The 20,388-nt window shown below is 70.3% G+C and carries 15 protein-coding genes; 3 read left to right on the top strand and 12 right to left on the bottom strand.

Going from position 1 to position 20,388, the window contains the following annotated elements; all coding sequences use genetic code 11:
• Window positions 1-126: 126 nt before the first annotated feature.
• From ACIGYR_RS34965 to ACIGYR_RS34955, 3 genes are all read right to left on the bottom strand, one after another.
• Window positions 127-756 (bottom strand): hypothetical protein, encoded by a 630-nt coding sequence (locus ACIGYR_RS34965; RefSeq protein ID WP_391847468.1) that lies wholly within the window; start codon window positions 754-756, stop codon window positions 127-129.
• 68 nt (window positions 757-824) lie between these two features.
• A complete protein-coding gene (locus tag ACIGYR_RS34960; RefSeq protein WP_391847467.1) occupies window positions 825-1,526 on the bottom strand; it encodes a ribonuclease HII in 702 nt (233 codons plus the stop codon).
• An 80-nt stretch (window positions 1,527-1,606) separates the two neighbouring features.
• Window positions 1,607-2,230: a TetR/AcrR family transcriptional regulator gene (locus ACIGYR_RS34955; RefSeq protein WP_399607719.1), complete on the bottom strand. Its 624-nt coding sequence runs from the start codon at window positions 2,228-2,230 to the stop codon at window positions 1,607-1,609.
• A gap of 185 nt (window positions 2,231-2,415) precedes the next feature.
• Here ACIGYR_RS34955 and ACIGYR_RS34950 point away from each other — a divergent pair, with 185 nt between their 5' ends.
• Window positions 2,416-3,966, top strand: coding sequence for an MFS transporter (locus tag ACIGYR_RS34950; protein ID WP_399607716.1), 1,551 nt, complete (start codon window positions 2,416-2,418; stop codon window positions 3,964-3,966).
• Between the two features lie 374 nt (window positions 3,967-4,340).
• Here the strand turns inward: ACIGYR_RS34950 and ACIGYR_RS34945 are convergent, their stop codons facing one another.
• The 3 genes from ACIGYR_RS34945 to ACIGYR_RS34935 all read right to left on the bottom strand — a co-directional run bounded on the left by ACIGYR_RS34945 (window position 4,341) and on the right by ACIGYR_RS34935 (window position 6,672).
• Window positions 4,341-5,246, bottom strand: a complete 906-nt coding sequence (locus ACIGYR_RS34945) for an ADP-ribosylglycohydrolase family protein (protein WP_399607712.1) — start codon at window positions 5,244-5,246, stop codon at window positions 4,341-4,343.
• Window positions 5,247-5,258: 12 nt separating this feature from the next.
• Complete coding sequence (locus tag ACIGYR_RS34940) at window positions 5,259-5,918, bottom strand: histidine phosphatase family protein (protein ID WP_391847463.1); 660 nt, start codon at window positions 5,916-5,918, stop codon at window positions 5,259-5,261.
• A 148-nt stretch (window positions 5,919-6,066) separates the two neighbouring features.
• Entirely contained in the window at window positions 6,067-6,672 is a 606-nt protein-coding gene (locus ACIGYR_RS34935; protein WP_391847462.1) for a YdbC family protein, read from the bottom strand.
• A 152-nt stretch (window positions 6,673-6,824) separates the two neighbouring features.
• Here ACIGYR_RS34935 and ACIGYR_RS34930 point away from each other — a divergent pair, with 152 nt between their 5' ends.
• Window positions 6,825-7,358: a TerD family protein gene (locus ACIGYR_RS34930; RefSeq protein WP_399607709.1), complete on the top strand. Its 534-nt coding sequence runs from the start codon at window positions 6,825-6,827 to the stop codon at window positions 7,356-7,358.
• A gap of 77 nt (window positions 7,359-7,435) precedes the next feature.
• On the opposite strand, the gene ACIGYR_RS34925 is transcribed toward ACIGYR_RS34930, so the two are convergent.
• Both ACIGYR_RS34925 and nrdR read right to left on the bottom strand, forming a co-directional pair.
• Entirely contained in the window at window positions 7,436-10,333 is a 2,898-nt protein-coding gene (locus ACIGYR_RS34925) for a vitamin B12-dependent ribonucleotide reductase (protein WP_391847460.1), read from the bottom strand.
• Window positions 10,334-10,498: 165 nt separating this feature from the next.
• Window positions 10,499-11,050: a transcriptional regulator NrdR gene (gene nrdR, locus ACIGYR_RS34920; RefSeq protein ID WP_399607705.1), complete on the bottom strand. Its 552-nt coding sequence runs from the start codon at window positions 11,048-11,050 to the stop codon at window positions 10,499-10,501.
• Window positions 11,051-11,614: 564 nt separating this feature from the next.
• Between nrdR and lexA the strand changes: the two genes are divergently transcribed.
• Window positions 11,615-12,394: a transcriptional repressor LexA gene (lexA, locus tag ACIGYR_RS34915; protein WP_391847458.1), complete on the top strand. Its 780-nt coding sequence runs from the start codon at window positions 11,615-11,617 to the stop codon at window positions 12,392-12,394.
• A 274-nt stretch (window positions 12,395-12,668) separates the two neighbouring features.
• On the opposite strand, the gene ACIGYR_RS34910 is transcribed toward lexA, so the two are convergent.
• From ACIGYR_RS34910 to ACIGYR_RS34895, 4 genes are all read right to left on the bottom strand, one after another.
• Window positions 12,669-14,645 carry an ATP-dependent DNA helicase gene (locus tag ACIGYR_RS34910; RefSeq protein ID WP_391847457.1) on the bottom strand — a complete coding sequence of 659 codons (1,977 nt, stop codon included), beginning with the start codon at window positions 14,643-14,645 and terminating at the stop codon, window positions 12,669-12,671.
• 502 nt (window positions 14,646-15,147) lie between these two features.
• Entirely contained in the window at window positions 15,148-15,918 is a 771-nt protein-coding gene (locus ACIGYR_RS34905; RefSeq protein ID WP_399607702.1) for a GNAT family N-acetyltransferase, read from the bottom strand.
• Between the two features lie 110 nt (window positions 15,919-16,028).
• Window positions 16,029-18,200 carry an IucA/IucC family protein gene (locus ACIGYR_RS34900; RefSeq protein ID WP_399607699.1) on the bottom strand — a complete coding sequence of 724 codons (2,172 nt, stop codon included), beginning with the start codon at window positions 18,198-18,200 and terminating at the stop codon, window positions 16,029-16,031.
• A 313-nt stretch (window positions 18,201-18,513) separates the two neighbouring features.
• Complete coding sequence (locus tag ACIGYR_RS34895) at window positions 18,514-20,214, bottom strand: diaminobutyrate--2-oxoglutarate transaminase family protein (RefSeq protein ID WP_399607697.1); 1,701 nt, start codon at window positions 20,212-20,214, stop codon at window positions 18,514-18,516.
• Window positions 20,215-20,388 lie beyond the last annotated feature (174 nt).

The raw sequence follows: 20,388 nt of genomic DNA, 5'->3' as shown, positions 1-20,388 counted from the left end.
CGGCGGAACAGCCCCCTCCGCGGCGCGGCCGACACCCGTCGTCCGGGCACGCCGAAAGCCGCACCGTGCGGATTCCGCCGGAGCGGCTCCGTCGGCACCTCGGTGTCCCGAGGTGCCGGTCGCGGCTCAGACGCCGACGCCCAGCCCCGAGTTGATCTGCTGCGGGTCGCCGCAGACGATCAGCAGCGCACCGGCACGGGCGTGAGCCAGCGGGAGGACGGTGGCGGCAGCGGAGGCGGGCCCTCCGTTGACGGCCACGACGACCACCGGGCGGGACGCGGCGCGCGAGACGACAGCCGCATCCGCGTAGAAGACGTCATCACCGCCGTCGTGCTGCGCCCAGTAGGACGCTTCACCGAAGGACAGCTCGTGCTCGGCCCACGGGTGCTGGGCACCAGTGGTGATCACAAGCACGTCGCCGGGGGCGCGGCCCGTGTCCAGGAGCAGGTCCACCGCCTCTTCGGCGGCGTCGAGCGCACCCTCGGCCGAAGCCGGGATCAGCTGGATCTGCGGGCTCGCCGTGGCGGCGGCAGCGGCCGGGCCGGAGGGGCCGGGCCTGGCCGGACTCACGTCACGCGGCGTGCGCTGCACCGGTGGTGTGGGCCGCTGAGGGCCGGGACGACCGGGGCGGGACGGGGCCGCGGGGCGGGGGCCGGGTACGGGGCGAGGGGTCGGCGCGGTACGGCCGCTGGCCGGAGTGACGCGGGGACCCTGGGCACTCTCGTGAATCTGAGGCTCCTCGGGAATGAGAGGCATGAGCTGTTATTTATCAAACGTTGGTGCGGCGCGGGTGACCGGGGGGCACATCAGTGCGAGCGCAACCGTCAGAAATCGAAGCCGAGCTGGCCCTCGATTTCCGGAACGCTTCCGTCCACCCAGCTGCGGACCTTCTTGAGGTGCCGCCACTGAGGCAACGCATCAAGATACGCCCACGACAAACGGTGGTGCGGGGTGGGCCCCCGCTCCTCCAGTGCGGCCTTGTGCACGGGTGACGGATACCCGGCGTTGTCCGCAAATCCGAAGTCTGCATGGTCGGTACCCAGTTCGGCCATCATTTTGTCGCGCTGAACCTTGGCGATCACCGACGCCGCCGCGACGGCCACACAGGACCGATCGCCCTTGATCACCGTGCGTACCTTCCACGGAGCGCCGAGGTAATCGTGCTTCCCGTCGAGGATCACGGCGTCGGGGCAGACAGGCAGAACGTCCAGGGCACGGACCGCGGCGAGCCGCAGCGCGGCCGTCATCCCCAGGCTGTCGATCTCCTCGGGGGAAGCATGCCCCAGCGCATAGGCAGTCACCCATGACCGCAGCGTCTCGGCGAGTTCCGTACGGCGCCTGACCGTCAGCAGTTTGGAGTCGGTCAGACCCTCGGGCGGGCGGCGCAGTCCGGTGATCGCGGCACAGACGGTGACGGGTCCGGCCCAGGCGCCGCGTCCCACCTCGTCGACACCGGCAATGACCTTCGCTCCGGTCGTGGCGCGCAGGGAGCGCTCGACGGTGTGAGTAGGTGGTTCGTACGGCATGGCGCCCTTAGCGTACGCCGTCTCGATCGCCGCGCGACACCCCGGTCTCCCGCCGACGGCGAGAGCGCCGACGCGAGGCATCAGGCTCCGTAGGGGCGCAGCAGCGGAAGCATCAGCAGGTCGATCATCTCTTCGAGTTCCTGCTCGGGCCATTCGCTTGCGCACATCTTCGATCGGTACATCATCATGGCCGGGACGGCGTCGAAGACATACCCGTTGGCCGCGTCCGCGCGCACCTCTCCTCGCTCTATTCCACGGGTGATGACCTCCCGAAGCAGTTTGACGGTCGGCTCCACCACACTCCCGATGATCACCCCTTCGAAGCGCTCCGCCTGCACTTCATCGCACTCGTGAATGACTGAGCGAAGCGCGACGCCGGGCTGCGAGTACATGATCTGCCGCACCTGCCGGCACAGGGCGAGAAGGTCGTCGCGCACGCTCCCGAGGTCCGGGACCTTCTCCACCCTGGGCAGTCCGGACACCAGAGCGTCCGCGACCAGATCCTCCTTGGAGGGCCAGCGGCGGTAGACCGCCGCCTTGCCGGTATGGGCGCCGGCCGCGATGCCCTCCATGGTCAGGCCCTTCCAGCCGACCGTGCTGAGCTGCTCCAGAGCGGCGTCGAGGATCGCGCGCTCCAGCACCGCACCGCGCCGACGAGGGGAGGCCGTGCCGACAGGCGCGGCCGTCCAGCGCGAGGTAACCATCTGTGTTCTCCAGCATGCAAGGGAAGCGGGGATTCCGGGAGGGAGCGGCGCCGCGCTGCAGCAACGGGGGGACGCAGGGCGCGGCGCGCACTTAAGTGAACGCTTGCGTTCACTGTTGGGGACTCACTACCGTGGACGTGACAGTGAACGCGAGCGTTCACTAAAGCCTTTATGGGGGACCCATAGTGACGACCTCTCAGTTGCTCAAGGATGACCGGAAACCGGGCGTGGCCCGCCGAGCGGGGCATCCCGGCATCGCACTCACCGTCATCGCGGCCAGTCAACTCATGGTGGTACTCGACGCGACGATTGTGAACATCGCGCTCCCGCACATTCAGGACGCGCTCAAGTTCAGCACCACCGACCTGACGTGGGTGGTCAGCGCCTACACGCTCACCTTCGGCGGCCTGCTGCTGCTCGGTGCGCGGGCCGGTGACATCCTCGGCCGCCGCCGGGTGTTCATGACCGGCATCCTGCTGTTCACCTTCGCCTCGCTGCTGGGTGGCCTGGCCCAGGAACCCTGGCAGCTGCTGGCCGCACGGGCCCTGCAAGGAGTGGGCGGCGCGATCGCGTCCCCCACGGCGCTGGCGCTGATCACCACGACCTTCCCCGAAGGCCCCGAACGCAACCGGGCCTTCGGCGTGTTCGCCGCCGTGTCCGCGGGCGGTGGCGCCATCGGCCTGCTCGCTGGTGGCATGCTCACGGACTGGCTCGACTGGCGGTGGGTGCTGTTCGTCAACATACCCATCGGCGTACTGATCGTCTCGCTCGCGCCGCTGTACATCAACGAGTCGCAGCGGCATCCGGGACGCTTCGACCTCACCGGCGCGCTGACCTCCACCGTCGGCATGGCCTCGCTGGTGTACGGGTTCATCCGCGCCGCGGAGGAAGGCTGGCAAGACGGCCTCACCCTCGGCTCCTTCGGCGCGGCCGTGGTGCTGCTGATCGCCTTCGTGTTCACCGAGAAGCGGGCCAAGGAGCCGATCACCCCACTCCGGATGTTCGCCGACCGGAACCGCTGGGGCACGTACGTGATCATGCTGTGCCTGGCCGCGGCGATGTTCGGCATGTTCTTCTACATCGTGCTGTTCGTGCAGAACGTGCTGGGCTACAGCGCCATCGAGGCGGGTATCGCCTTCCTTCCCGTGACCGTCGCGATCGCGGCCGGTGCGGGTCTGTCGCAGCGCTTCCTGCCGAAGCTCGGCCCCAAGCCGTTCATGATGACGGGTTCGGCACTCGTGGTGATCGGACTGGCCTGGCAGAGCTTCATCCGGCCCGACAGCACGTATGTGGGCGGGGTACTGGGCCCCATGGTGGTGTTCGGCTTCGGGATGGGCCTGAACTTCGTGACGGCCACCGTCACCGCCGTGTCCGGTGTCTCCCCGCACGAGGCGGGCGCGGCATCCGGACTGCTCAACGCCATGCAGCAGGTCGGCGGTTCGCTCGGGCTGTCCATCCTGACGACCGTCTTCGGGACGGCCAGCACGGACGAGGCGAAGAAGCAGCTGCCGAAGTTCCTCGCCGACGGCTCGCCGGAGCAGAAGGCGCAGTTCGCCAAGACGCATCAACTGCCCGCGCCATGGGGGCACGACGTGCTCGCGCACGGCATCTCCACCGCTTTCATACCGGCCGCCGCGATGGCCGCGCTCGCCTTCCTCACCGCCTGGATGGTGCTGAGGGTCCGCAAGACCGACCTCGACTCGCTCTCGGGTGCGGCGGCCCCGCACATCGGCTGAACCAGGCCGCGCCGCGAGGGGCCGCGGCCGGCCGGACCGCCGCCGGGGGACGGACGGCACCCACGACGGTCCGGCCGGCCGCGGCACGGCCCCGAGCGCACCCGCCAGCGCCGGGAACAAGGCCAGGAACACGGCGGGAAACAGCACCGGCGCCAGCCACGGGCCCAGCTGCGCGACCGGCACCGGCGTCAGCGACGTCAACGTCATCTCGCCCCCATCCCCTCGTCATCACCGCTCCGCCGGCCTTCTCCGACCGCGGAGGCGGTGATCGGCGGATACCGGACCAACGAGCGACGGTCACAGAGAGTTCCCTATGAGCACGGAGAGTCTCCACTCGCCCCGCCCGGGGCGAGTGTCCGGGAGCAGCTGGGCCGTCAGGTTCCCGAGGGCACCCAGTCCGGCAGTGCCTCGGTGCGCCGCGCCCACTCGGCGGGCGGTGCTCCCGCCTTGCCCGCGGCGAGTACGCCGCCCACGATCGCGCAGGTCGTGTCGACATCCCCGCCGACCCCGGCCGTGGTCCAGAACCCCGACTCGTAGTCACCGAGGGCGCGCGCGGCGGACCACAGGGCGAAGGGAACCGTGTCGTGGGCGGTGGTGCGGCGTCCGCAGCCGAGGACGGCCGCGACGGTGGCCGCGTCACCGTAGTCGAGCATGTCCCGGGCGCGACGCAGTCCCTGGCCGACGGCGCTCTTCGGTACGAGTGCGACGACGCCGTCGAGGAGGGCCTCGGGTGCGGGCGGCCCGTCCGGCGAGCCGGCCAGTGCCGCCGCCGCGGCCACCGCCATGGCCCCGACCACGGCTTCCCGGTGCTGGTGGGTGGGGTAGGCCGAGATCTCCGCCTGGTGCGTCGCCTGCTCGGGATCGTCCGCGTACCACGCGCCCAGGGGTGCGATCCGCATCGCCGCGCCGTTGCCCCAGGACCCCTGACCGTTGAAGAGTCCGGCGGCCAGCCGGCGCCAGTCCTCGCCCTCCCGGACCAGGCGCAGCAGTCGGTTGACGGCGGGGCCGTACCCCCGGTCGAAGTCGTGGTGCTCGGCGAAGGAGCGGGCGAGCGCGTCCTGGTCGACCCGGTGGTGGGCGGCGAGGACGGCGACCACGGAACAGGCCATCTCGGTGTCGTCCGTCCACTGCCACGGGCCTGCGGGCAGATCGCGGCGCTTCAGCAGGGGGTAGTTCACGGGAACGAAGAACTGGGAGCCCAGCGCGTCCCCCACGGCCAGTCCGCGCAGGCTCGCAAGGGCCCGCTCGAGGCGCCCGAGGGAAGAGGAGTCAGCGGTCATCGCTCTGCCACTCTATCCGGTCACCCAGTAGGGAAGCGGTTCCCGCCAGCGTTCGAAGGGCCGGTCGAGCGTGTACTTGCCGTCCTCTCCCAGAACGAGCATCCGCATCTCGGCGTTCCCGGGATTGGACAGGGACTCGAATTCGGCGACCGTCCAGTGGAACCAACGCATGCAGAAAAGCCGCATCGCGAGCCCGTGGGTCACCAGGAGGACGTTCGGAGGGTGGTCGGGGGCCTCGAAGCTGCGGAAGAGGCTTTCCAGGAAGCCGCCGACCCGGTCGTACACATCGGCGCCGGACTCGCCCTGCGGGAACCTGAAGAAGAAGTGGCCGTACGCGTCGCGGTAGGTCTTCTGCAGGCGCACGTCGTCGCGGTCCTGCCAGTTGCCCCAGTCCTGCTCGCGCAGTCGGGGCTCCTCCCGGACCCGTATGAGGTCGGGGTCGAGGTGGAAGGCGCGGAGCGTCTCGTGGGTGCGGCGGTAGGGGGAGACGTACACGCTCACCCGTTCCCGGCCGAAGACCTCCCGGAGCTGCTTGCCGGTCTCCTCGGCCTGCTGCCATCCGCGCTCGGTCAGCCCGAGGGCGTGGTCGGGCTCGCGCTCATACACGGAGTCGTCGGCGTTGCCCGTTGACTCGCCGTGCCGGACAAGGACGATGCGCCGTGGTCGTACCATGCGAAAACCCTAGATCGAACGGAGGGAAGTCGAGCACCCGTACGGGCTCCATACGGTGTATGTCACACGGTTCCGACGTCCGGAGCCGCTTCCGGACGGCCCGAGCGGCGACGCCGGACGGTTCGTTTGCTTATCCAACCGAAGGACCTCAGACCGTCCAGGCCGGCTCGAGGTCGACGATGTCGCCGGAGAGCGCCGCGACGTCCGCCTCGGTCTGGGCGCGCAGGGCGAGGCGCTCCACGCGCTCGGTGCGGTACTTGCCGTGCTCGGCCGCGGCCCGCCACATCGAAAGGATCAGGAACTCCTGCTCGGGCGCCTCGGCGAACATGCCCCGGATCATGCCCGGCGAACCGGCCATCGCGGGGTTCCAGACCTTCTCCTGCATGAGCGTGAAGTGCTCGACGCGCTCCTCATGGATCCGGCACAGAGCCACGCGGATCAGATCGGTGTCGGTGAAGCGCGGCTCGAACCCCGTCTTCACGTCGAAGCGGTACTCGAACAGCTTGACCTGGGCGTCCTTGAACGTGCCGGACTGAGCGGCCGCCAGACGGTCGTGGGAGCGGGCCATGAAGGAGTCGTAGAAGGCGCGGCTCTCCCAGAAGGCGAAGACGTGCGCCACCCCCTGCCGCTGCCGGCTCCAGCCGCCGCCCTGCCCCCGGAAACCCGGTTCCCCGGGAAGCCCCGCCCATTTCCGCTGCCCCCGCTCGAAGCCGCGGCGGTCCACCACGGTGCAGCGAATCCACTTGACCAGCACCGCGCCATCGTAAGGCCAGCGGGCGTGGCGTCGGTCACGCTCCGGCACAGAAGGCGCGCGCGCACGGCTCCACGCGCGTGGCACGATGGACAAGAAGTCCTGACTCCGCGGGAGTTGGGATCGATGATGTGCAGGGGGGAAGGGGCAGCCTGGTGACCGGCTTCAGTAAGGGGAACCGCAAGATCGAGGTCGCGCTCAAGTGGGATCCCAGTCCGGCGGGTCAGCCCGCCACCGATCTCGACCTCGTCGCAGCGACCTTCGTGTCCACGGACCCGTACGGCTCCCCGGCCTACCTGGTCCACTTCGACAGCCGCTCGCCGGACGGCACGATCTTCCTGAACCGGGACAGCACGGACGGAAAGGGCTTCGGCTGGGACGAGGTCATGACGATCGAACTGGACCGCCTCGATGCCCGCTACGCGCGCGTGGTGGTGGGCGCCGTCATCCAGCAGGGGTCGGCACGCCGGACGTTCGGCCAGGTACTGAATCCGGCCATGCGGATCCGGGAGGGCTACACCGTGCTCGCCGAGGACGTCTTCGGCTCGGTCCTCGGGGCGACGGCCGCCACGATCGCCGAGTTCGAGCGCGACGGCTCCGGCGAGTGGGCCTTCCGTCCCGGCGTGCACGGATTCGAGGAGGACCCGGCGACGTTTCCCCGGATCATGGGCAGGGCGCACCCGGCCTGACGCCCCGGCTTCCCGGAGGGGACGGGTAAGGGGCGCCGGCTCGTGCCGGCGCCCCTTACCTCAGCGACCCTCGGTCATCAGCTGCAGCCGCTGGTGGAGCCGCAGCCCTCGCAGATGTAGCAGGAACCGGCCCGCTGCATCTTCGTACCGCAGGAGAAGCACAGCGGGGCGTCGGCCTGGATGCCCAGCTGCATCTCGACCAGCTCGGCGCTGGTGTGCGCCTGCTTGGGGGCGGGCTCGGCCACCGCGGCCTCGGCCTTCGGCGCCGCCACCGCCTTCAGTTCCTGGGCGCGCGGCGCCGACTGGGCCAGGCCCTCGACGTCGACCTCGTCGTCAGCCGGCTCGTAGGAACCGGTCTCCAGGTGACGCTGACGCTCCTCGGCGGAGTGGATGCCGAGTGCGGAGCGCGTCTCGAAGGGCAGGAAGTCCAGCGCCAGGCGGCGGAAGATGTAGTCGACGATCGACTGCGCCATCCGCACGTCCGGGTCGTCCGTCATACCGGCCGGCTCGAAGCGCATGTTGGTGAACTTCGAGACGTACGTCTCCAGCGGGACGCCGTACTGCAGACCGACGGAGACGGCGATGGAGAACGCGTCCATCATGCCCGCGAGGGTCGATCCCTGCTTGGACATCTTCAGGAAGACCTCGCCGAGACCGTCGTCCGGGTAGGAGTTGGCCGTCATGTAACCTTCGGCGCCGCCGACCGTGAAGGACGTGGTGATGCCGGGACGGCCCTTGGGCAGGCGCTTGCGGACCGGGCGGTACTCGACCACCTTCTCGACCGCGGCACGGATCGTGTCCTCGGTCTTCTCGGTGATCTCGGCCTTCTCCTCCTCCTTCTTCTTGGCGGAGAGAGGCTGGCCGACCTTGCAGTTGTCGCGGTAGATGGCGAGCGCCTTGACGCCCAGCTTCCACGCCTCGTAGTAGATCTCCTCGACCTCCTCGACGGTCGCCGTCTCCGGCATGTTGACCGTCTTGGAGATGGCACCGGAGATCCAGGGCTGGATCGCGGCCATCATGCGGACGTGGCCCATCGGGGAGATGGCACGCTCGCCCATGGCGCAGTCGAACACCTCGTAGTGCTCGGGCTTCAGGCCGGGAGCGTCGATCACGTTGCCGTGCTCGGCGATGTGGGCGACGATCGCCTCGATCTGCTCCTCCTGGTAGCCCAGGCGGCGCAGGGCCTGCGGGACGGTGCCGTTGACGATCTGCATCGAGCCGCCGCCGACCAGCTTCTTGAACTTCACCAGGGCGAGGTCGGGCTCGACACCGGTGGTGTCACAGGACATCGCCAGACCGATGGTGCCCGTCGGGGCGAGCACCGACGCCTGGGAGTTACGGAAACCGTTCTTCTCACCGAGGCGCACCACGTCCTGCCACGCCTCCGTGGCGGCGGCCCACACCGGGCTGTCCAGGTCGTCCATGCGGACGGCCGTGCCGTTGGCGTCGGCGTGCTGCTTCATGACGCGGTTGTGGGCGTCGGCGTTGCGGGCGTAGCCGTCGTAGGTGCCGACGACCGCGGCCAGTTCGGCGGAGCGCCGGTAGGCCGTGCCCGTCATCAGGGAGGTGATGGCGCCCGCCAGGGCACGGCCGCCCTGGGAGTCGTAGGCGTGGCCGGTGGCCATCAGCAGGGCGCCGAGGTTGGCGTAGCCGATGCCGAGCTGACGGAAGGCGCGGGTGTTCTCGCCGATCTTCTGGGTCGGGAAGTCCGCGAAGCAGATCGAGATGTCCATCGCGGTGATGACCAGCTCGACGACCTTCTGGAAGCGCTCGGTCTCGAAGGACTGGTTGCCCTTGCCGTCGTCCTTCAGGAACTTCATCAGGTTCAGCGAGGCCAGGTTGCAGGACGTGTTGTCCAGGTGCATGTACTCGCTGCACGGGTTCGACGCGGTGATCCGGCCGGACTCGGGGCAGGTGTGCCAGTTGTTGATGGTGTCGTCGTACTGGATACCCGGGTCGGCGCAGGCCCACGCGGCCTCGGCCATCTTGCGGAAGAGCGCCTTGGCGTCGACCTCCTCGATGACCTCACCGGTCATCCGGGCACGCAGGCCGAAGTTGCCGCCCTGCTCGACCGCCTTCATGAACTCGTCGTTCACGCGGACCGAGTTGTTGGCGTTCTGGTACTGGACGGACGTGATGTCGTCGCCGCCCAGGTCCATGTCGAAGCCCGCGTCGCGCAGGGCGCGGATCTTCTCCTCTTCCTTGACCTTGGTCTCGATGAAGTCCTCGATGTCGGGGTGGTCGACGTCGAGCACGACCATCTTGGCCGCGCGGCGGGTGGCGCCACCGGACTTGATGGTGCCGGCGGAGGCGTCGGCACCGCGCATGAAGGACACCGGGCCGGAGGCGTTGCCGCCGGAGGAGAGCAGCTCCTTGGAGGAGCGGATGCGGGAGAGGTTCAGGCCGGCGCCGGAGCCGCCCTTGAAGATCATGCCCTCTTCCTTGTACCAGTCGAGGATCGACTCCATGGAGTCGTCGACGGACAGGATGAAGCAGGCGGAGACCTGCTGGGGCTGCGGGGTGCCGACGTTGAACCAGACGGGGCTGTTGAAGCTGAAGATCTGGTGCAGGAGGGCGTACGCCAGCTCGTGCTCGAAGATCTCGGCGTCCGCGGGCGAGGCGAAGTACCTGTAGTCCTCACCGGCCTTCCGGTACGTCTTCACGATGCGGTCGATCAGCTGCTTGAGGCTGACCTCGCGCTGCGGGGTGCCCACGGCACCCCGGAAGTACTTGCTGGTGACGATGTTGACCGCGTTCACCGACCAGAAGTCGGGGAACTCGACGCCACGCTGCTCGAAGTTGACCGAGCCGTCGCGCCAGTTGGTCATGACGACGTCACGGCGCGACCAGTTCACCTCGTCGTACGGATGCACGCCGGGAGTGGTGTGGATGCGCTCGATGTGCAGTCCCTTGTTTCCCGCCTTGCCGCCCTTGGCTCGGGAACCTCGTGCCGGACCGCTCGCCGTCTCTGTCATGCCGCCTCCCTGTACGGGCACAAACGCCCTGAAGTGCCCATTTGTTCCCATAGGCACGTGTTTCTGTCATACGTCGCGGGCACCCTCAGCCGCCGCCCGCGACAGGTCTTTGTTCGCCGCCTTCCGGCCGGAACCCGGGTCTCCTCCCGGTTTCCGGCCCGCCGGTCAGTCGGCGGCGTGGGCGGGCTCGGGAACCTGAGTGGTCCCGCCGGGCCCGCGGTCGTCTTGCCGGCTCCCCGCTCGCGCTTCTTTCTCGCCCAGGGCGGGGTCCCGCGTCGCCTCCCTCAGCTCCGCGATGGCGGCCTCGAAGTCCTCGAGCGAGTCGAACGCCCGGTAGACGGAGGCGAACCGCAGATAGGCGACGAGGTCGAGCTCCTGCAACGGGCCGAGTATGGCCAGACCCACGTCATGGGTGGTCAGCTCGGCGCTCCCGGTGGCGCGCACCGCCTCCTCGACCCGCTGGCCGAGCTGGGCGAGTGCGTCCTCGGTGACAGGCCGTCCCTGGCATGCCTTGCGCACACCGTTGATGACCTTGGTACGACTGAACGGCTCGGTGACTCCGGACCGCTTCACCACCATGAGCGAGCACGTCTCCACGGTCGTGAAACGACGGGAGCAGTCAGGGCACTGGCGGCGCCTGCGGATGGACGTGCCGTCGTCGGTCGTACGACTGTCGACCACACGGCTGTCGGGGTGCCTGCAGAAGGGGCAGTGCATGTTCTCCAACCCTCCTCACAGCAGACTCGTCAGCCTCGCCTGACCCATGGGCCTCGCGAAGCAGCCCCAAGCATAGGCGATCGATGAGCCGACTCCGACCGGGGGGACCACAACTTGTGGGCCGCTGTAGCCATCCAACCACTACATGTGGGGATCGACCCATACATCGAGGCGAACACGCGTGTCGCGCCGCGACAGCGGGCGTGGGCACCTGCGGAGACCGGCGCGGACACGCGGGCACCGAACTCCGCCGTCGCGGCACTTGCGGGGATACGGTGGGCGCCACACGGAGGGCGCGTGGCACTACCGCGCATAAAGGGCCCCCGGATCCCGGACTGCGGGATTCCGGATGGCAGACTGGGGTCGCGGCCCACGAGGCGAGCTACCCCGGCGGTGAAGAGTACAACAATGGGACCTTTTGCCCGCCGAGTGTCGCGTGAGCCATACACCCAGACACATGATCGCGTCACGTAAAACGCACTTTTTCACTCGAACGTGTGTTTGGCGCAACCTTTCGAAAGCAACTACCGTTGTGCAGCAGGGAGACCATCGAGAGGGGCCGCCGTGACCACCACCGCAGACAGTGCCATCATCACCGCCCAGGACCGCTCCCAGGGCCGAGTCGAGCCGGTACACGCGATGAACGAAGCCACGAATCCCGAGGGGCACAAGCGCTCCCTACCGGGCCGACCTCCAGGCATCCGGGCGGACAGCTCGGGGCTCACCGACCGACAGCGCCGGGTGATCGAGGTCATCAGGGACTCGGTACAGCGGCGCGGTTACCCGCCGTCGATGCGGGAGATCGGCCAGGCCGTCGGCCTCTCCAGCACGTCCTCCGTCGCCCACCAGCTGATGGCGCTGGAGCGCAAGGGCTTCCTGCGTCGCGACCCCCACCGTCCGCGGGCGTACGAGGTGCGTGGATCGGACCAGGCCGTCACCGTGCAGCCCACGGACACCGCCGGCAAGCCCGCCGCGTCGTATGTGCCGCTGGTCGGCCGCATCGCCGCCGGTGGCCCGATCCTCGCGGAGGAGTCCGTCGAGGACGTCTTCCCGCTCCCCCGCCAGCTCGTCGGTGACGGCGAACTGTTCGTCCTGAAGGTCGTCGGCGACTCCATGATCGAGGCCGCGATCTGCGACGGCGACTGGGTCACCGTGCGCCGCCAGCCGGTCGCCGAGAACGGCGACATCGTGGCCGCCATGCTCGACGGCGAAGCCACCGTCAAGCGCTTCAAGCGCGAGGACGGCCATGTGTGGCTCCTGCCCCACAATGCGGCCTACGAGCCGATTCCCGGCGACGACGCGACCATCCTCGGCAAGGTCGTCGCTGTGCTGCGCCGCGTGTGACGGCTGCCGCGGGCGAGCCGGCGGGCTCGCTCCCAGACCGGGCCCCGGAACCTCTGCGCCGGTTCCGGGGCCCTGCGCATGCCCACAATGGCCGCGGGAGCAGCGCCCCGCACGCGGTGGCCTGACCGGGTCCGGTCAGGCCACCCCTGTCACTCCGCCGCCGCCCCGATCACTGCGCCTCAGCCTGCCGCGCCGCCGCGTCGGTCACTGCGCCTCAGCCTGCCGCGCCGCCGCGTCGGTCACTCCGCCTCAGCCTGCCGCGCCGCCGCGTCGCTCACTCCGCCTCAGCCTGTTGCGCCGCCGCGTCGATCGCCGCCAGCGACCGGCGGACCTGGTTACGGTCCGTGGTGTACCAGAAGTCCGGAAGCGACGCCTTGAGATAGCCGCCGTAGCGCGCAGTGGCCAGCCGCTGGTCCAGTACGGCGACGACGCCCCGGTCACCGGACGCCCGGACGAGACGGCCGGCTCCCTGCGCCATCAGCAGAGCCGCATGGGTGGCGGCCACGGCCATGAAGCCGTTGCCGCCGGCGTCCTCCACGGCCTTCTGGCGCGCACTCATCAACGGGTCATCGGGACGCGGGAACGGGATCTTGTCCATGACGACCAGCTGACAGCTGGGGCCCGGGACGTCGACGCCCTGCCACAGCGACAGCGTGCCGAAGAGACACGTCTTCGGATCGGCCGCGAAATTCTTGATCAGTTCGCCGAGCGTCTCCTCTCCCTGGAGCAGGATCGGGAACTCGGGGATCCGGGAACGCAGCTCCTCCGCGGCGAGCTGGGCGGCCCGCATGGACGAGAAGAGGCCGAGGGTGCGACCGCCGGCCGCCTGGATCAGCTCGGTCAGCTCGTCCAGCATGTCGACGCGGTCGCCGTCCCGCGCGGGACGGGCCAGATGCTTGGCGACGTAAAGGATGCCCTGCTTGGGATAGTCGAAGGGCGAGCCCACGTCGACGCCCTTCCAGTCCGGCAGGTCCTCGCCCTCCGCGCCTTCCGGGCCGAGCCCCAGGGAAGCGCCGACGCCGTTGAAGTCACCGCCCAGCTTGAGCGTGGCCGAAGTGAGGACGACGGACCGGTCGGCGAAGAGTTTCTCCCTGAGCAGGCCGGAGACCGACATGGGGGCGACCCGGAGGGACGCGCCGAAACGGTCGTGACGCTCATACCAGACGACGTCCCACTCGGAGCCGTTCAGCACTCTCTCCGCCACGTCGTGCACCGACTCCACCGAGGCCAGCGCCTGCTTGCGCACCGCGTCCTCGTCCTGCACCGACTTGTCGCGCGTCGTGCCGATCGCGGAGATCACCGTGCGGGCGGCGTCCCGCAGGGCCATCAGGGCGTAGGCGAGATCCTCCGGGATCTCCTCCAGGCGGCCCGGCAGAGCGAGTTCCATGAGCCGCTCGAAGCCCTCGGCCGCGGTCTGGAGCTGATCGGCGGCCTTCTCGTTGACCAGCTTGGCGGCACGGCGCACGGCGCGGTTCACCTGGCCGGGCGTGAGCTCGCCGGTGGCGACGCCCGTGACCCGGGAGACGAGCTCGTGCGCCTCGTCCACGATCAGCACCTCGTGCTGCGGCAACACGGGGGCGCCTTCGATGGCGTCGATGGCCAGCAGGGCGTGGTTCGTGACCACCACCTCGGCGAGCTTGGCCCGCTCACGGGCCATCTCCGCGAAGCACTCGGCTCCGTACGCACACTTCGACGCGCCCAGGCATTCCCGCGACGACACCGACACCTGGGCCCAGGCGCGGTCCGAGACACCCGGAGTGAGATCGTCCCGGTCGCCGCTCTCGGTCTCGTCCGCCCAGTCCCGCAGCCTCAGCAGGTCCTGACCCAGCTTGCTGGTGGGCGCGGCGGCCTCGAACTGGTCGAAGAGCCCGTCCTCCTCGTCCTGCGGCATGCCCTCGTGCAGGCGGTGCAGGCACAGATAGTTCGACCGGCCCTTGAGCATCGCGAACTCCGGACGGCGGCGCAGCAGCGGATGCAGGGCGTCGACCGTACGCGGCAGGTCACGCTCCACGAGCTGGCGCTGCAGTGCCAGCGTGGCCGTCGCGACGATCACCCGTTCCCCCTGCGCGAGCGCGGGCACGAGATAGCCCAGCGACTTACCGGTGCCGGTGCCGGCCTGGACCAGCAGGTGAGATCCGTCGTCGATCGCCTCGGCGACCGCTTCGGCCATGGTCACCTGGCCGGGGCGCTCCGTGCCGCCGACGGCGGTGACGGCGGCATGCAGGAGTTCGGAGAGGGAGGGCTTCGTCATAGCCTGACCACCCTACGGCCCTGCACTGACAAACGGGGGCTCACCGCGGGGGCGGGGGGCGGGATCACGTCCGGACTCCTGGGGGTGACGGGGCTGGGGTTACTGGGCTGGGGCGCTGGGCTGGGACTGGTGGACCTGGGACTGGTGAGCTGGGACTGGTTGCCCGGACTGGTTGCCTGCCTGGACCGAGGCCCGGTCTTGGGTACTCCTGGTTGCGCCGGGTGGGGATCCGGCTCCGGCAGACCGGAGTGAGACACCGGCACACCGACGGGGAGGCTGGGCACGTCGGACGCGACACCGGCACACCGACGGGGAGGCTGGGCACGTCGGACGCGACACCGGCACACCGGCGGGGAGGCTGGGCACGTCGGACGCGGCACCGGCACACCGGCGGGGAGGCTGGGCACACCGGCATGGGGCTGGGCGGCAAATTTTTTCTCTGAGCCGGGAACATCGCGGGGACGCCACTCGTATCTCATTGTGAGCGATCGAACACGCGGCGCTACAGGACATCGCGCAGGAGTCGGTCCCGGATCATGAGGGCGGCCCGCTTGCCGGGCAGGTCGATCTCACCCGCGAACCGAAAGCCGGCGGTCAGGAACGCGGCGATGGAGGGGGTGTTACGGAGATCAGGTTCCGCCACTACGCGTGCGCAGGCGGGACGACGGTCGAAAACCAGGTCGGCCACCGCTCGGAGCAGAGCGGATCCCCTTCCTCGCCCGCGGTCGACGGCCTCACCGACGAGGAGATGGAGGCCGGTGTCGTGCGGCCGGGCCGGATAGTGGCGGGCCAGCGGATCCAGGTCCGCGCGGTAGATCTCCCAATAGCTCATCGGAGTGCCGTCGAGTACGCCCAGACAAGGGGCGCAGCACCCGTCGCCGTGAACCTGGGCCCGCAGATGGTCCTCCGTCCGCTTCGGGGTGCCGGCCAGTTCCCAGAAGTCCGCGACGGCGGGCTCGTTCATCCAGCGGTGGACGAGCGGCAGATCCTGATCGATGCGTAGAGGCACCAGTTGGAACGAGCCGACGGGGGTCGTGACCGGGCCCCACGCGTCGAGTCGGCCGAGCAGGCCGGCCGTCCCCCCGGCGCGGAGGGCGAGGAACTCGGCCGGCAGCTCCAGGTCCAGCGTGTCCTCGCTGTCCGGGTCGTCGTCCTCGACGATGAACCGGCCGAACGGAGAGTGCCGGGGACCGGTGTTGTCCGCTGGGTGGCAGGCACTGCCCTGGCGGGCAGCGGCGGGACCGGTTCCGGCGGTCGCGTCGGTGGGAGGCACGGTGCGCTCCTCTCGGGGAACGAGGTGGGTCGTGTTCCTCGGGTGTGCGGGATGACGGTGCGGTTCGCGGCGGGCGCGGGCCGCTCAGGTGGTGCGCGGAGCTGGGGCGCTCAGGAATGAAGGGGGTTGGCGATGGTGACGTAGACGGACTGGGTGTCGACCGGGCCGACGAGTTCGTCGAGGCCGTGCAGCCGGGTCATCAGGTTGGCCTTGCAGCGCAGCACCGGTGAGTCGAGCAAGCGGCCGGGCAGGGAGGTGCGCAGTGGGGCGGCCCCTGAGACCAGGGTGGTCAGGAAGCGACGGAAGGCCGCGAGGAGCAGTCGCTCGTCGGCAAGGCGCTGGGAGCCGAAGGCACCGATCAGACCGAAGACGTTGTTCACCGCGAGGTAGTAGGCGAAGCGTTCGTCGGTGACGTCGTCCGAGACGAAGGTGTCGCTGTGCTCACCGATGCCGGGCAGCCGGGCGTCCAGTTCGGGCCGCCGGGACTCGCGGAAGTAGTAGCCCTGGTTGTCACGGTAGCGGCCGCCGGCGGGCCAACCGTCGCCGTCCAGCAGGAGCAGGGTGTTCTGCTGGTGGGCTTCGAGGGCGATGCCGGCCTCACTGTCCAGCCAGAGGACGGGGCGGACCACATGGTGCAGGTAGCGCAGGAACCACTCCGCCGCGACGGCGCCGACGGGCCGGCCGGTGCGTGCGGCCAGGCGTGCCAGGAGCAGGGCCAGACGCGACCCCATCGGCCAAGTGCTCTGCGGGGGCGGAAGCTTGGCCGACTGTACGGCGAGGGGGCGGAGTGAGAGGAGTCCCGCGACGCAGCCGACGTCGTCGGCCGGGTTGAACGGGTTGTGCCGGATCATCACGTCGAGTCCCGGCACGGGCAGGCCGTCCAGGCCGTCGACAGCGAGCCAGGCCGGGTCGCGGACAGCGTCGAAGCCGGGGTGTGCCGCCTGCCACTGCTTGGCGAGACCGGTGCGCAGCAGTCGGTGCACCTCGACTCCGCGATGGAGTTCCTTGCGCAGGTTCTCGCGGCGGGAGTTGGTGATGCGCAGGGCCAGCGAGAGCTTGAGCATCGCCGGCGCACCGGGTCGGTGGACCGTTCGTACGGAGGAGGTGGGGTGCCAGGGAGTGCCGAGGGGGCCGAGGTCGCGAAGGAGACCGGAGTCGAACAGTGCGGAGACGGACGCTCGGTGCCGCACCTCGCGTGCCTGCCAGGGGTGCAGCGGGAGGGCGGCGTAGCCGTCGGGCAGTGACAGGTCGGTTCCGGCGAGACGTCGGACGAGGTGGCCGGCGGGTACGGGACGGCCGCGCTCGGTCCAGGCCGAGTCGGCCGCGAGGAGAGAGGGGGCGACAGCGAGCCAGTGCAGGGGGAAGGAGCCGCGCAACTCCGGTGAGTAGACGTCGCCTTCGGCCTCGGTCAGGCCCTCGCGGCTCTTCGGGGCCGGATGCAGGGGGTGTCCGAGGAGGAGGGCCTGTTCGGCACTCAGGAAGAGATCGGGGGTGTCGGCGGGATTCTCGCGCCGGTGCCGGACGAAGTCCGCGGTGCGGCGGACGGAGTCGGCCACCTTGGCGACGAGGTCACCGCGGTCGCGGACGGAGTCGGCCACCTTGGCGACGAGGTCGCCGCGGTCACCGAAAGCCGGGTTGGTTCCACTGCCGTGGCCGGAAACCGAGCCGTCCGCGAGACCGGGGCCGGAATCGGCGCCGTCCCCGAGACCGGGACCGCTGCCGGGGCGACGGTCGGCGGCACATCCGGAGCCGGAGTCACGGCCGGTGCCGCCGGCAGGCGGGGAACCGGTGTCGTCGTCGAGGGCGGACGTGGAGCGCGCCGGCATATGTGCCGTGCTGGGCGGCCTGCCGGCTGACTCCCGGCAGAGCAGCGCCGCGAGGGTCACTGCGTCGACGGGTGGCGCGGTGTCGGGCGCGTCGGCGAGACGCGGTGGGTCGAAGCGGTGCCAGCCCGTCGGGGACCAGTACCGGACCGGCACGATCAGGGCGGTCCCGCTGGCGGGCAGGGGGATGCGGAGGCTCGCGGCCGTGGGAGCGGTGAGGCGCGTTTCGCGGGCCCAGCACCGCAGGAGGCTCTCGACGGCGGCGGCCTCGGCTGCTGCGCGGGGGTCTGGGTTCTCCAGCGGATCGGCGTCGCACGCTGTCCGTCGGGCGGCACCCACCTGCCGCTTCTTCTGCTGGGGGACCGCGTCGGTGAGCGGTAGGGCAGAGGGTGGGGTGCCGGAGTCTCCCTGGTCGTCGGGGGCGCCGGAACGGCCGTCGGGGGTGGGGGTGGCGTTCATGACGGCTCCTCTGGGCTGGAGTGAGGTGGCGCGGGCTCGTTTCCGTCTCCCGCCCGGACGCTTGCGCGGGGGCCGTGGTCGCCGGGCGGCGGTGCGGCCGGGTCGGCGGGAGAGCGGGGACCGGGAGAGCGGGTGCGGGGAGGGAGGCGTGGGGAGGGAGGCGCGGGGAGGGGACGTGTACGAGATGCCTGTGCGGTTGTCGCCGACGGTCGATGTCGGTGTGGATGCCCGGAAGGGGGCGGCGTGGGATGGAACTGGGGACGGTTCGCATGCGGGTGCCCGGGCCGGGGGCCGGGTGGGGCGTGTGCGGTGTTCAGTTCGCGCGCTGGTCGGGGTCGGGGTGTCGTTGCCGGTGTGGGCCGTGGGACTTGTGGTGGCGGGCCGCCGCGTCGACCGCGTCGGCCAGTCGGTCGAGGACCGCCGTCGCCTGTTCGTCGCTGATCGTCAAAGGCGGGAGCAGTCGGATCACGGACGCGTGCCGGCCGCCCAGTTCGACGATCAGGCCCCGCTGGAGACACTCGCGCTGCACCGCGGCGGCGAGTCCGGGAGCGGCCGGGAGCGGAGTGCGGGCGGGTTCCGGCCAAGTCAGCGGGGCGCCAGGGCCACTGGCGCTGCCGGGGCCGCCAAGGTCACCGGAGACACCGAGCCCACCGGGGCCACCCGCTCCACCGGGGCCACCCGCTCCACCCGGTACACCAATGCCGCCGGTGCCACTCAAGCCCCCGGAGGCACCGACGCGCCCCGGGACGCCACGGCCACCGCCGCATACGCCGGAGCCACCGGAGCCACCGGAGCCACCGGAGCCAGCGAAGGCATCGGAGCCAGCGAAGGCATCGGCGTCGCCAAGGGTGTCGGCGACCGGGCTCGCGTCGGAGGCGGCTCGGTCGGATTCCGGGTTCACCAGTTCGACCCCGATCATCAGCCCCCGTCCTCGCACGTCTCCCACACAGGCGTACGCGCGGGTGAGTTCCGCGAGTTGGGTCAGCATGCGGGCGCCGAGGGCGGCGGCTCGTTCGGCGAGAGCGTTCTCACGGACGAAGGCGAGGGTGGCGGTGCCCGCGGCCATGGCGAGCTGGTTGCCGCGGAAAGTGCCGGCATGGGCGCCGGGTTGCCAGGTGTCGAGGTCGTCGCGGTAGACGATCACGGCCAGCGGGAGGCTGCCGCCGATGGCCTTGGACAGGACCATGACGTCGGGGGTGATGCCGCTGTGGTCGACCGCCCAGAAGGCGCCCGTTCGGCCGACACCGGTCTGGATCTCATCGGCGATCAGCGGAACGGAGCGGTCCGCCGTGAGTCGTCGCATGCGGCGCAGCCAGTCGTCCGGTGCCGGGATCACTCCGCCCTCGCCCTGGACGGGTTCGAGGATCATGCCGGCCGGCAGTGGTACGCCGGACTTGGGGTCGTCCAGGAGGGACTCGGTCCAGCGGACGCCGAGTTCGGCGCCGGGCGGACCGCCGATGCCGAAGGGGCAGCGATAGTCCTGCGGGTAGGGCAGGCGGGCGACCTGGACGTCGTGGGCGCCGCCGGACGCGGCCAGGGCACCGGCGGTCATGCCGTGGTAGGCGCCGGTGAAGGCGAGGACGCCGGTACGGCCGGTCGCGAACCGGACGAGTTTGAGGGCGGCTTCGACGGCGTCGGTGCCGGCCGGTCCGCAGAACTGGACGCGGGCTCGGTCGGCGAGACCGGGCGGGAGGGTGCGGAACAGCTCGGTGATGAAGGCGTCCTTGACGGGGGTCGCGAGGTCGAGGACGGAGAGGGGGGCGCCGGAGTCGAGGACCCTGCGGATGGCTTCCAGCACGACCGGGTGGTTGTGGCCGAGCGCGAGGGTGCCGGCGCCGGACAGGCAGTCCAGGTAACGGCGGCCGTCGGCGCCCTCGATGGTGAGCCCTCGCGCCCGTACCGGAACGATGGGCAGCGCGCGGGCGTAGGTGCGCGCCGAGGACTCACGCGCCGACTGGCGCCTCAGGATCCCTTCGTGCCCGGCCGGCGCTTCCCCGGGTGTGCCTCCAGCCATCGACTCCGTAACGGCCACGGCGCGCTGTCCTCCCCGCTGCTCAAAGGCGAGTTGATCCTCGGGGACCGGACACAGGCGGCAGGCCCCACCGGCTACAACCGCGGACCGTTCGGGCGGTTACGGGGTCGCCTTGAGATCCTTGGCAGGACGGCGTGGGTGACATCTCGTGCCGGC

Source organism: Streptomyces sp. NPDC053076 (genome assembly GCF_044546845.1).
GTDB lineage: Bacteria > Actinomycetota > Actinomycetes > Streptomycetales > Streptomycetaceae > Streptomyces.
Note: the sequence above shows the minus strand (reverse complement) of the source record. Positions and strands in the feature narration are given on the sequence as shown.